A 12,564-nucleotide genomic window follows, 5' to 3' on the forward strand; every position below is an offset into this window, starting at 1 on the left:
TGTGGTTTTTTATCTAAAATATTTCAATATCAAAGCCAATCTGATCTACTTGACCAGCTTCCAAGAGACGAACATTCTTCTTATCTTCTAGATGATCTCCTTCTTCAAGTGAAGTTGATAAGCCAGACCATGGTTCAAAGGCAATGAAAGGTCCCTTATTCAAAGTTGACCAAATGATGAGATTTGAGAACTCTTGGAAGTGTACTTTTAATCCCTTCTCATGCTTACGAGAACGAAGCGCAATTGTTCTGGATTGCAACTCATCCAAAGTCACTGCATCTGTGCTAAACAAATCATAGCTAAGGTCTAATTCTTTTTGCCCATCCAACCATAAACTTCTATCTTGGAAGTCTAACATTCCTGTTTCTGGGAAAGGACGGGGAACAGAGCAAGTCTCTTCTTTCTCAAACTCTAAATAGTAATCTTCATAAGTTTCGCCATCTAGTAGAGGGCAATTAAAGCCTGGATGTCCACCAATAAAGTATGGCAGGACCTTGCTGGTTTCTTTATTGAAAATCTTGTATTGAGTACGAACTGTCTTGCCAGTAACCTTATAAGTGATTTCAAGGCGGAAATGATAAGGATAGTTTTGATAAGTATTCTCATCATCTTCGATAGCAAAGGTTACGCTGTTTTCTGTTTGATCAACCAACTCAAATTCTTTTTTACGGACCAAACCATGGCGAGGAATGTTTCCTTTCGTCTCTGTTCCATCTGCATGACTGTAGAAGGCTGTATCTTCTCTTAAAGAGCCACAGATTGGAAAAAGTACTGGCGCTTGTCCACTCCAGTAAGTGGCATCTCCTTGCCACAAATACTCAATGCCTTCTCGGTCCTTGATTGACGACAAGGCGCCACCTAAGATTTTAAACTGGACCGTTAACTGGTCTGATTTGATTTCAATTACCATAATATTCTCCAACTATTTTTAGATTTTTATATAAAAAACTAGGTTGCCACTCCCAATGTAGGAAATTAACAACCTAGTTTTCACAATTTACATTTTATAGGAGCGAATTATTTAGCATTTGCTGCGTATTCTTCGTTACGTTTGATCATTTGTTTTCTATACCAAGCAAAGATACCTACATAGAATACAAGGAAGGCTGCTGCACCAAGGATTGCTTTGATATCACCTGTTGTAGCATTACCGATTGCCCAACCAAATAGTTTTTCAATTGGTCCTTCAAGAGTTGAGTGAGTAATCAATTGAGCACTATCTACACCTTTAGGAAAGGCACCTACACCTTTAGCAAGTTCTGTTGCAAATGGTGCGATAAGAGTACCAGAAAGAAGGAAGAGAGGCAACAAGAGTGTTCCGAAGATAATCATACGGAGCAATTTACCACGTGTAACAACCAAGAGAGCTGGGGTCACACCCATAGCGATGATACCTGCAAGAGGCAAGATACCATTACCGACGTTTGAAAGAAGAACAGCTTCTACTAGCATGATTGGAGCAAGTACGTTAGCACAAGCCCAGATTTCAGCACGACCAGCGATGAAAGGCCAGTCAAGACCGATGTTGAATTTACGTCCTTGAAGACGTTTAGTAGCAACGTTTGTAATACCTTGTGAAAGTGGTTCTACGGCTGCGATGAACCAAGATCCGATAAGTGAGAAGAGTTCCAAAGCTACACCGGCTGTTAAACCAAGAGACAACCAACCTTTAATAACTTCTTGCCAGTTTGCAGCATCTTTAAGTCCTTCAACAGGTTGTGGAGTCCCCATAAAACCAATAACAATACCAAGGATGAAACCGATAAAGAATTTAGATCCCCAGAAACCGATTTTTTTGTTCAATTTAGCAGCATCAAAGTCATATTTATCAAGACCTGGGAAGAATTTTTCAAAAATCTTATCCAAAACCATGATAACTGGGTTCATCATGTAGTTCATGTGTGTTGAAGTCATTGGTGATGAACTTGGTGCATTAAGAAGATCGTCGAATGTTGGTTTCATCAGGTCAGAGTTGATGATCTTCAAAATACCTACAAGGACAACTGCTGCAGTTGCGATGAAGAGTGAAACTCCTTGGCTAACTCCATTGTTATCTGCGTACCATTTAATCAAAAGACCAGTTATTGACAAGTGCCAGATATCGAAGATATCGACGTCAAGTGTATCCGTTTTCTTCATTGCAAGCATCACAACGTTGACAATCAACATTACTAGCAAGAAGTAAAGTGTCCAAGCAGAGCCCCAAGTGATGGTAGCAAGTGGTGCCCAACCAACGTCAGTGATGTTCAAATGGATACCAGTGTTTTCAACGAATTTTTTAAGTGATTCTGAGAAAGCTCCATTGAGCATACCGATGATAGCACCGATACCAGTAAGAGCGATGGCAAGTTTAATACCACCTTCAAGCGCTTTGGAGAATTTCACTCCAAAAAGTAGAGCCAATACTGTCAAAATGATCAGCATGATAATTGGTCCACCCATATCCAAGATAGGTTTGAACAGCTTATTGGCTAGTTCGATAATGACATCCATAATAGTTCCTCCCGTTTTTTTAGTTATATGAATGTTAACAAGATAAAGAATAAATTAGCTTAGTCCGTGTTCTTTGATAGCTGCTTCAATATTGTCAAATACTGGAGCGCTCATCGCTGGAATACGGAACAAGATTGGGCCAGCTTCAATTACTGGAATACCTGGTTCAAAACCAAGGTCAGTTGCAGCGATTGGTGTAAAGATATCGTAGCCCTTGATAAGGTCTTCGTTTACATCTTTCACCATGACTGCATCACAGTGAACATCATAACCACGGTTTGAAAGTTCTTCTTCTAGAGCACTTTTAATTTGGTGACTTGAGTTAACACCTGCACCGCAGGCAGCAAGAATTTTAATCATTTGGATTTCCTCCGATTTTATATTTTAATAGACAAGATTAAGCGGTTGCTTCAGCAATGTAAGCATAAAGTTTTTCTGGTTCGGAAATTTTTGATAGATCTTCCAGATGTCCATTTCCTGTGAAAAAGTCCATCAACTGAGCCAGAATATTTGTTTGACTTGAACTTGAGTTGTTAATGATAAAGAAGAGTAGGGATACTTCTACTTCCTTATCAGGAGCTATCATATTGTGAAAAGTTACTGGTTTTTCTAATCGAACAACCACTACTTTCTCAGCTAGATTATGAACAATATCTGTATGAGGAATCGCTACATTTGGCAAGTCCTTTCCTAGAAATTCCATATCTAAACCAGTTGGAAATGACTTTTCACGCGTGATCAAGGCTTCACGATAAGTTGGAGTGACAATTTCTCGTTCTTCCAACAAGCTTGCTACCTGATCAAAGAGTTGTTCTTGATTATTCGCTTCTAAGCAAAACACTAGGTTTTTGTCAAAGAAATGATCTAATCCCATAACATTTTCCCTTCTTTCAATTATCTTTTATGCTATAAGTATAACACTATATGAAATCGTTGTCAATAATTTTTGTTTTATTTTGTTCTTTTTTTTGTAATTTTTGTTTCATTTAAAGAATACAATCAATATCAAACATTCTTGTTGTAAAATCCACAAAAAAAGAAGGCCCAAGCCTTCTTCTCTTTCCTTACTCAATAGTAGATAAAATCTCTTCTAACTTATGGTAGTCCTTTACACTATCAATTTCATAGATGCTATTTCCTTCTAATTCTTCGACATAGACATCTAATTCTTTGATATTATCCTTAACCATGTTGTCCCAGTAGAGATCAACAAATTCACCACTTTCGTAAGCTTTGTCAATAAAGCCAACAATCTTCTCAGCAGTTGGTGCATCCCAGAATGAAACTCCGCTCAGAATGCGACCAGCCTTGCTGTCAACAATAATGTCTTGAACCTTGTAGTCATCACCGTAAACCAAGAACCACTCGTTCGTACAGTCTTCACGATAAACGCTAAAATAGGTAGAACGTTTAAGATCGTTTCGAAACATATTTTTGAAAAGATAGTTATCTGCATCGATGACGTAGCTGTTAGCCAAATCTTCTTTTACTAGATAAAGTGAGTAAAAGTTATTGTAATCAGCATACTTGTCGTTAAAGACTAAACGGACACCATATTTTTCTTTTAGGTAGTCAAATTGTTCTTTGAGGTAACCGACAACGATGATAATCTCATCAATTCCTCTCTCTTTCAAAAACTCAATTTGGTATTCTACCAAGGGTTTTTGATTAACCTTAACCAAAGCTTTTGGTGTATTTTCAGTCATAGGGCGTAGACGAGTTCCTAAGCCCGCTGCTAAAATAATCGCTTTCACACGAATCTCCTTTATTCTTTAATAATAATATAAACACCAGCCATAACAATAAGTGAAGTGATGATTGTCAGCATATCTAGCGGTGCACCCAAGAAAACAACTGCAAATAAGACAGTCCAAACTACATAGCTCACATTCAAACCTGTCGCTTTCGCAGGTTGCAAACGATTAATGGCGATATAATAAGCTAAGTAGGAAATCATGTTAAAGGCTGCAAAGACAAGCAAGAGGCCTAGTAACTGCCCATCTGCCACTTCTGCAAATGAATGGTGTGAAAAGAGCACAATCACAAGATAGGACAAGAATGAGGTTACTTGTCGGATTAACAAGGCTTCAATTTCACTTAAATCACTTTCCATAGCATAGGAGCTGAGAACACTTTCGCTCCCCCAGGCAATGGCACAGATAAGGGCACAAAGAATCCCAATGTAAAACGAGTTAACTTGTTCAACCTTATAGGTTTGAGCAATGATAGCTGCAATAATCAAGAAAACACCAAATACTGTATTCTTTGAAACCTTGTGTTTCAAAATGAAGAAGGCTAGAAAAACTGAAACTGCTGGATAGATAGCTGATACAGATGAAGCTAGTGAACTACCGATATATTTAACCGCATAAAGATTGGCCTGCATACCAATTGGTCCTGCTAGTAAAGCTCCGATTATAACACTCACATTTCGAATATTTAAGAAAATAGAGAGGCGAACTTTTCCTTCTTTTACCAAAAGAAAAGCTAACAAGATAAAGATACTCAAGAAATCATGAGCAGCAGCCACCACAAAAGGTGAGAGATTTGTAAAAATTGAAAAGATATAAGCACTAATCGTTAGACCTAATCCCCAGAAGATACCAGAGAGCAGACCAAAAGAAACACCATTTTTATTCTTCATCCTAACCTCCATAATAAGTCAAACCCTCGACAGCTCTTTGGTAACGGTTGATACCGTAATCTCCAAAATCAGCTCCTTGAGCTTCTTTGTACACTGTCCACAAACTCCAGATAGTATCTTGCAAGATTTTATAGATACGAATCTTCTCACGTGATACAGGCGTTTTGTCACTTTCATAGTAGGAAAGGAAAGCATCTTCCTCTTGCTTTGTAAATTCAGACTCTAAGAAAAGTGCTGCCAAATCCCACATTGGATCATTCATGGAAGAGTATTCCCAGTCAATCAAATACAAGCGACCTTGAGGTGACTCGATGAAGTTTTCTGGAACCAAATCGATGTGACAGGACTTTCTATCAACACCCAAATCAGCCAATCTCTTTTCTAGTGAAAATACATCTTTTCTTACAGCTTCATAGTTTTCATAAGGGATAGCTCCCTCAATCAAGGATTCATATTTGCTGATTTCCTCAAAAGGAGCAAACTCTCCTCTTAATTCTTTCCCTGAAGCATGGATGGTTTGTAAAATTGGTGCAATCTTTTCAAACTTGGACTTGATTGATGTTGAATCAAGAGTTACTGCTGATTCGATGTATTCATTTACTTTAATCCCTGACTCAATATCAAAGAGGTAATTTTTGACATCTAAATCTAAATCCTCTAAAAGTTCAAGATTGTACTTTTCATTTTGACGATTGATGAGTTTTTCAGTCCCTTTACCAAAAAATTTCACAATATACTGTTTGTTGGTTGTTTTAACCAAATAGTTTTGGTTGGTCATGCCTCCCAACTGTTCAACACTGAGTACTTCCTCTTCATCAGATAGTAAAGAAGAAATTTTTTCTTTGATGAGTTTCTCCACAATTAACCTCCATCTTCTACACTTCCCACTTAAATACTGTTTTGAAAGCAGTATTAAGGTCTGTAGCAAAGACACGGTGAATGTCCTTGATTTCTCTCACTGGTTCTTCAACATAAAGGATATTCTTCAGACGATTTGCAAACTTTTTAACTTCCATCATTTGAATGGCCTTCTCAAAATCGACGCGTCCTGAGCGAGATGATCCTACTAATAACAATCCTTTTTCCAAAGCATCTCGTGTATTGATATTAACCTTGTATTCACTCACTCCCATCATGAGAATCGTTCCCTGTGGACGAATATAGCGAATCAGGTCATTGATAGCTGGTCCTGTACCATCACCACCGCAACACTCAAATCCATGATCAAAGGTCAAATCCTCTGGGATATTATCAGTAATATAGCACTCTTTTGCAAAAGAGAAGAGTTCCAGTTTTTCCCAATGGCGTCCAATCACGATAATCTCTGCTTCTGGCAAGGTATAATTGATAATATTTGCAACCACAAAGGCCAAACTACCATCTCCGATAACAGCGATGCGCTCTCTCTTGCTATGAGCAAGATTTAAGAAACGATCCATGGCATGCATACCAACACTCACAAACTCAGTAATGGCTGCAACTGTGTCCTCAATGTCATTATAAGACACAACACGATCTTTTGGAAGAGAGACAAATTCTCTCATAAAGCCATCATAACCACTTGATAGGAAGTAGGTTCCGGTCATGTAGTTCTCGTAGAACTCCTTGTCACTCTGCATAGGCGGTTGATTGGGAATCATAACTACCTTTTGACCGACTTCATAAGTCCCAGTCGGATCTGAAATAACAGTTCCACAAGACTCATGAATCATGGCCATAGGAAGTTTATTAGCCAATATCTTTGGATCACGCTTCCCTTGATAGTAACGTTGATCCGCATGACAAACCGCCATATAATTTGGACGAATCAGGATATGATTCTCCTGATCAATATCCTCTTCTTGATATTTTACATTGATAAACTTTGGTTTGGTCAGTTGATAAATTTGATTAATCATAGCCTTAGTCTTTCTCAATCATGCTTTTCGCGATTTTCAAGTCTGTCACCGTTGTGATTTTAAGGTTTGAATATTCCCCTTTAGCTAGAGCAACATCCTTTCCTTTGATAACAAAAATTTTACATGCATCCGTCAGGATTTCCTTTTCTTGATCAGATAGGGAACCATACAAATCCATGAAATCCTTGCAACGGAATGTCTGAGGTGTTTGACCTTGATAGAGGTGAGCACGATTTGGAATATCCGTGATAAACTGACCATTTGTACTTTCAACAATGGTATCAACCGCTTCTACTACTGTGTCAACCGCATCATGATCTTGAGCAAGTTTGATATTGTCCTGAATCATGCGAAGTGTGATAAAAGGACGAACAGAGTCGTGGGTAACCACGATATCTTCTAGAGTGATTGGACGATAGGCATTAATGGCTTCTATAATCTTCTCGATACTGGTATTGCGATCAGCCCCACCTTTGGTAATGATGATGCGATCCTTGTGGAGAGAAAGATACTTGTCAACTAGGTCCTCAGCGTGTGACACCCAGTCTCCATGAACTCCAACTACAATTTTTTCAATACTTGGTTCTAAGACGAATTTTTCAATTGTGTGGATCAAAATAGGTCGATCACCCAACTCCAAGAATTGTTTTGGTAAATTACTGATTCCCATGCGTGTGCCAGTTCCTCCGGCTAGGATTCCTGCATAGATCATTTATATTCTCCTTTAGTTTATTCTAAAAAACTCATTACTATCTATTATATCACAATCTGCCTCCATCATGAAAAAAAGACAGAGCGTCATTTAGTCTAATCAACACACCATTAAAGGTAAAAAGTGAACAATGTGTTACTAAATCTGGAAAGACTATAACAAATTAAGAAATAAATTTAGGTTATACTCTATATTTTCTGCTTAACGTTCGGTTAACATAGAGTTCTTTAGAATATAATAGAATCCTTAAAGAAAACTTAAATGAAATTTATTTGTTTCGCAAAGAATACCAGGTGTGCATAGTAAATTTCTTAAAAGTTGTTTAAGGGACTCATTATAAAAGTTCATATATCTAATGAATTAAACAAATAATAGACTTTTGCACCTAAAATTGATAAAATAAAAAGGAAAATAATAGAAAAGGAAACTGTAAACAGCCATGATGAACATGCAAAACATGATGCGCCAAGCACAAAAACTTCAAAAACAAATGGAACAGAGCCAAGCAGAACTCGCTGCCATGGAATTTGTTGGAAAATCAGCTCAGGACCTTGTCCAAGCAACCCTAACTGGAGACAAAAAAGTTGTCAGCATTGACTTCAACCCAGCAGTTGTAGATCCAGAAGATCTCGAAACACTTTCTGACATGACTGTTCAAGCGATTAACGCTGCTCTTGAACAAATTGATGAAACGACTAAGAAGAAACTAGGAGCTTTCGCTGGAAAATTGCCTTTCTAATCCACAAAAAAAGAGAAACATCTGTTTCTCTTTTTTTCTTAGAAATCAAAGAATTCCATTGCTTTCTTTAAGAGTAATTCCGTATATTCCGGATCGTCTTGAGCCGTTGTGACTTGTGACTGGACCATTTCAAGATCATCCGTTATCATGCCATCTGCGCCGAGACGAACTGCTTTATCAAATGCCTCCGAACCATTTACGGTCCAAACATAGAGTCTCTGATCAGTTGTCCAGAGTTTATTGACAAAGTATTCATCCAAAGTCGAGTACTCCATAGTGTAACCAGTTGCCTTGGTTCTTGGGAAGATACTGTTATAGGGAAGAATAAAGTAAACTGGAATTTCAGAATCATAAGTCAACACTTTATCAATCACATGGTAGTCTAGCGATTGCATCTGGTGTCCATATTTCTTGATAGTCGCTCCGTACTTTTCGAGGAAATGGTCCATCATTTGCGGACTATCTTTTTTACTGGTCTTAATCTCAATCAGCAATTTTTGGTTTAAAGCATTTGCACGCTCTAAATAGGCATCAAAGCTTGAAATCTTTGTTTGATAACCATTCTCGTAAATATCTGTATTTGTTAATTCATCCAGAGTCAAATCTTGCGGTGTAGCATTAATACCTGTTAAATTTTTGAGGTTAGCATCGTGCATCATCACGAACTGACCGTCTTTCGTTTCCTGCACATCCATTTCGATGAGATCTGGTTTTAGTTGAGCTGTTTTTTCTAAAGACTGCACAGTATTTTGAACACCGTTTTTATTACTTACTCCTCTATGCGAAATCACTAAAGGTGTATTGGTATCCGGAGATTCCAGATAAACGTAGCCTTCTATGGCAAAGATGATGCTTGCACACCCCATGACACCCCATCTCATCAGATGGTCTTTCTTTCGCCTTGGCATGATCTCCAACTCCTCTCCTGTCAGGAAGGAAACAAACTTCACTAGGAAATAAGTCAGGGTCATGTAATGGAAATTTTTAATCAAGACAAAATTAATTACACCGAGAATCAAGGATTCTTTTTGAGTTAGACTATCCATCACTACTTGCGCAAAAAGCAAGGGAATTAACAAACCAAAGAAGAAGAGATACGTTTTAATGATAATGAGCAAGAGATGCCAAGAGAAGAAAAGGACATTTTTCTTTGTCTTTTGGAGACTATATTTCACACTTTCTCTTACGGTCTTTCTTTCAAAGAGAATCTTAGGAAGGGCAAACATAAATCGGACGGAAATATAGAGTAAGATCCAAGCAGATGCTATGAGCATCAGTCCTACCAGCCAATGCTTACCTTCCCAATAATTCACAATAAAATCAGGGATAATAATCTTGTTGAGGTAGTAGATTTTTAAAATCTTACGGATGAACGGGAAAAGCAAAGCAATGTAAAAAAAGACAAAGGCCATCTTACAAAAGCTCAATCGCTTAACGAATAGAAAACTCTGGTGAAATACTTTTCTACTGTACTCAATTAAAGTTCTCTTTTCATGATAGAGAAGGTGACGAGCTCCTATAAACAAAAGACAAATCTGGAAATAGGCAACCAGGAGATTGATTGCAATTAAGATGAGAAAGGCTAAACTGATAAAAGGCGAGCCTTGTATAATCGCCCAAAAGTTATTGTAGGAGATAAACAAGTAACCTGTTTGTCTCAGAAGGATGCCAGCAATCCATGAATTTAATGGTAGCCAGACAAACTCAACCATCATAAATATCAAGAAAAATAGAAATAAAATCTTATCTAGGTTATAGTATATCTTCCTAAAACCTAGCTTCTTAGGTTTTTCAGGTTTCATAAGCACTCCTAGTCTAAAAATTGGGATAAATCTAAGCCACCGAAAGGATTCATCGAAAAACTACTCTGGTCTTCTATTAATAGCTTTCCTTCATCTGATTCCAAAAAAGCTTCGTAAACACGCGCCGTCATGCGGGCATCCTCTAAACTGTTATGAGACTTCCTGTGAAAGCCTAAAAAATTTGCAACAGTTTGCAATTTAAGATTGGCTATGCCGTGTAGATCAGAACTACGGCGTTCAAAAGCCTCCTCATATAGATCAACCTTATACTGGTCACGATAATCAATGCCATGCTCCAAGAGAATAGGCAAATCACTCTTAGCTGCATTGTAACCAACGATAGGTAAGTTACCGACAAATGCTTGAAAGTCCTTTAAAACTTGTTCTACCTTTGGCGCATCTTTCAAGGTTTCAGCTGTGATTCCAGTCAAACCATTGATAAAACTCTTCAATGGGGCTGTAGTATAAACATAAGAGTCAAAAGCAGCACATTCTTGCCCATCTTGAAAATGGACTGCTGATACTTGAATTAAATGGGTAACCCCCTCGTGTTGATTGAATTCCAAATCAAAGGCGATATAATCTCTTAATTTTTCCATTATTTACCTCAATTACTACCCAAAATAAACTATAAATAATAAAAGAAGCCATTAGGTTAGTGAGTAACCCAAACAGCTTCTTTATTTTCCTCCAAAAAGGCGAGCAAAAAAGCCTTTTTTGGTTGCTTGGACTTCTTCTTTTGCTTGGTCCAACTCGAGTTTCAAGGTTTCTTGATCCTTCATGGCTTGAAGAGTTAACTGTTGCTGTTGGTCCAACTGTTTGTCCTTTTCAGCAATCTGGCGGTCTTTGATACGCATCTGTTCGTCTTTTTCTGATAACTGGCGGTCTTTTGCTTTGAGCTGCTCGTACAAGCGAAGAATTTCAGCGTTTTTCTCATCGACCAAGATTTCCATCAGTTCACGTTGTTTGACATCATCACTGACTGGTTCATCTTCAAAAATCGTTTTTTTGTAGATTTCTTCTAGCTTGATCAAGCCACTTCGAGTAACTACAGTTACACCTTTGTCATTTTTTTTCGTGTCCTCTTCTGGAAGTTCTTTGACACGATTGTTGATTGCTTGACGAGATAGTCCTAAAACCTCTGCAATCTCACTGACGGTCATTTCAATACTCATAATATCCTCTGAAACGTTTTCTAGCTTTTCTTTATTTAAATCTTATCATAAGCTAGATAAACTGTCAAATTTCCGCTTAATCCAAGGCCTTTAAAAAGGCTAGTAAGACTTGGGCAGAACGATGTCCAGCTTCGATAATAAACTCATCAAAAGAGATAGAGGCTTCGTGATTGGCATTGTCACTCATAGCACGAATGACTAGGAACGGTAAATTAAGAGACTGAGCCGCTTGTGCAATAGCAGCCCCTTCCATTTCAACTGCTAAAACATCAGGGAAGTGGGATTTGATACTAGCAATCTTATCATCTCCAGCTATAAAACTGTCTCCTGTAGCAATCAAGCCTAGGTGCCATGTCTGCACTAACTGAAATAAGTTTTCTTTAATCCTAGCGATAAATTTCTTATCTGATTCAAAGTACAGAGGTTGACCAGCCATTTGGCCATAAGCATAACCAAAAGCAGTCACATCCACATCATGGTATGCTAGTCTATCTGCAATCACGACATCACCAACAGCAATCCCTTCAGCAAGAGCACCTGCTGATCCTGTATTGATGATAGCTTCTACCTGAAAATGGTCAGCTAACACTGCTACACTCATAGCCGACATGACCTTTCCAATCCCACTCTGAACTAGAACGACTTCTGTATTGCCAACAGAGCCAGTGTAGTAAGTATTTCCTAAGACTTGGACTTCTTTAGGTTTTTCCAAATTCTGAGTCAAATATACGAGTTCTTCTGGCATGGCAGCAATGATTCCAATTTTCATTTCAAGTCCTTTCAATTACAAGAGTTTCATCGCTAAAATTAACAAAATCAAAAGTAGGATAACTGCAAACAAGATGCGATTGAGTTTCGAATTAAAAACATTTCTCTTGGTATTCTCAATGCGACGACTTTTATGAATCGTTGGTTCTACTTCGATTGTAAGTGTATCTTGACTAAAACCGTGGTCTCTAGAACGTGAATAACCAAAATGTTGTGAAGACGTTGGTAGGATCTTTGTTTCCTCATCATCTTTAAGAGGTGGTCCTGATATTTTCTCACCACGGTTGGCACGTTCAATCATTTCGTCTGTTAATAAAGGTTTTCCCATGGGTT

The 12,564-nt window shown here is 38.0% G+C and carries 15 protein-coding genes; 1 reads left to right on the forward strand and 14 read right to left on the reverse strand.

Annotation, left to right across the window (positions count from 1 at the left end; genetic code table 11):
- Positions 1-13: 13 nt before the first annotated feature.
- The 9 genes from GMD5S_RS10515 to GMD5S_RS0205360 all read right to left on the reverse strand — a co-directional run bounded on the left by GMD5S_RS10515 (position 14) and on the right by GMD5S_RS0205360 (position 7,747).
- Positions 14-910 carry an aldose 1-epimerase family protein gene (locus tag GMD5S_RS10515; RefSeq protein WP_000234150.1) on the reverse strand — a complete coding sequence of 299 codons (897 nt, stop codon included), beginning with the start codon at positions 908-910 and terminating at the stop codon, positions 14-16.
- 107 nt (positions 911-1,017) lie between these two features.
- Entirely contained in the window at positions 1,018-2,493 is a 1,476-nt protein-coding gene (locus GMD5S_RS0205325; RefSeq protein ID WP_000382518.1) for a PTS galactitol transporter subunit IIC, read from the reverse strand.
- A 54-nt stretch (positions 2,494-2,547) separates the two neighbouring features.
- Positions 2,548-2,853 (reverse strand): PTS sugar transporter subunit IIB, encoded by a 306-nt coding sequence (locus GMD5S_RS0205330; RefSeq protein ID WP_000590551.1) that lies wholly within the window; start codon positions 2,851-2,853, stop codon positions 2,548-2,550.
- Between the two features lie 37 nt (positions 2,854-2,890).
- Positions 2,891-3,367 carry a PTS sugar transporter subunit IIA gene (locus GMD5S_RS0205335; RefSeq protein WP_000521987.1) on the reverse strand — a complete coding sequence of 159 codons (477 nt, stop codon included), beginning with the start codon at positions 3,365-3,367 and terminating at the stop codon, positions 2,891-2,893.
- A gap of 190 nt (positions 3,368-3,557) precedes the next feature.
- On the reverse strand, positions 3,558-4,247 hold the full coding sequence (locus GMD5S_RS0205340; RefSeq protein WP_000643950.1) for a sugar phosphate nucleotidyltransferase: 690 nt from the start codon (positions 4,245-4,247) through the stop codon (positions 3,558-3,560).
- An 11-nt stretch (positions 4,248-4,258) separates the two neighbouring features.
- Positions 4,259-5,137, reverse strand: a complete 879-nt coding sequence (locus tag GMD5S_RS0205345; RefSeq protein ID WP_000791836.1) for a DMT family transporter — start codon at positions 5,135-5,137, stop codon at positions 4,259-4,261.
- Between the two features lies 1 nt (position 5,138).
- The gene (locus GMD5S_RS0205350; protein ID WP_000413082.1) at positions 5,139-5,996 is read right to left on the reverse strand and encodes a phosphotransferase family protein; all 858 of its coding nucleotides are present in this window, start codon (positions 5,994-5,996) and stop codon (positions 5,139-5,141) included.
- Positions 5,997-6,012: 16 nt separating this feature from the next.
- Entirely contained in the window at positions 6,013-7,035 is a 1,023-nt protein-coding gene (locus GMD5S_RS0205355; protein ID WP_000609907.1) for a ribitol-5-phosphate dehydrogenase, read from the reverse strand.
- A 4-nt stretch (positions 7,036-7,039) separates the two neighbouring features.
- Entirely contained in the window at positions 7,040-7,747 is a 708-nt protein-coding gene (locus tag GMD5S_RS0205360; RefSeq protein ID WP_000638515.1) for an IspD/TarI family cytidylyltransferase, read from the reverse strand.
- 439 nt (positions 7,748-8,186) lie between these two features.
- Here GMD5S_RS0205360 and GMD5S_RS0205365 point away from each other — a divergent pair, with 439 nt between their 5' ends.
- Entirely contained in the window at positions 8,187-8,486 is a 300-nt protein-coding gene (locus GMD5S_RS0205365; RefSeq protein ID WP_000981516.1) for a YbaB/EbfC family nucleoid-associated protein, read from the forward strand.
- Positions 8,487-8,524: 38 nt separating this feature from the next.
- Here the strand turns inward: GMD5S_RS0205365 and GMD5S_RS0205370 are convergent, their stop codons facing one another.
- The 5 genes from GMD5S_RS0205370 to macP form a co-directional block, all read right to left on the reverse strand.
- On the reverse strand, positions 8,525-10,288 hold the full coding sequence (locus GMD5S_RS0205370) for a glycerophosphoryl diester phosphodiesterase membrane domain-containing protein (protein ID WP_000801705.1): 1,764 nt from the start codon (positions 10,286-10,288) through the stop codon (positions 8,525-8,527).
- 8 nt (positions 10,289-10,296) lie between these two features.
- On the reverse strand, positions 10,297-10,887 hold the full coding sequence (locus GMD5S_RS0205375; protein WP_000413620.1) for a 3'-5' exonuclease: 591 nt from the start codon (positions 10,885-10,887) through the stop codon (positions 10,297-10,299).
- Positions 10,888-10,968: 81 nt separating this feature from the next.
- A complete protein-coding gene (gene rocS, locus GMD5S_RS0205380) occupies positions 10,969-11,463 on the reverse strand; it encodes a chromosome segregation protein RocS (RefSeq protein WP_000021252.1) in 495 nt (164 codons plus the stop codon).
- A gap of 76 nt (positions 11,464-11,539) precedes the next feature.
- Positions 11,540-12,232, reverse strand: coding sequence for a 5'-methylthioadenosine/adenosylhomocysteine nucleosidase (locus tag GMD5S_RS0205385; RefSeq protein WP_000689812.1), 693 nt, complete (start codon positions 12,230-12,232; stop codon positions 11,540-11,542).
- A 15-nt stretch (positions 12,233-12,247) separates the two neighbouring features.
- Complete coding sequence (gene macP, locus GMD5S_RS0205390; RefSeq protein WP_000517860.1) at positions 12,248-12,559, reverse strand: cell wall synthase accessory phosphoprotein MacP; 312 nt, start codon at positions 12,557-12,559, stop codon at positions 12,248-12,250.
- Positions 12,560-12,564 lie beyond the last annotated feature (5 nt).

The sequence above is a fragment of the Streptococcus sp. GMD5S genome (genome assembly GCF_000298715.2).
Classification (GTDB): domain Bacteria; phylum Bacillota; class Bacilli; order Lactobacillales; family Streptococcaceae; genus Streptococcus.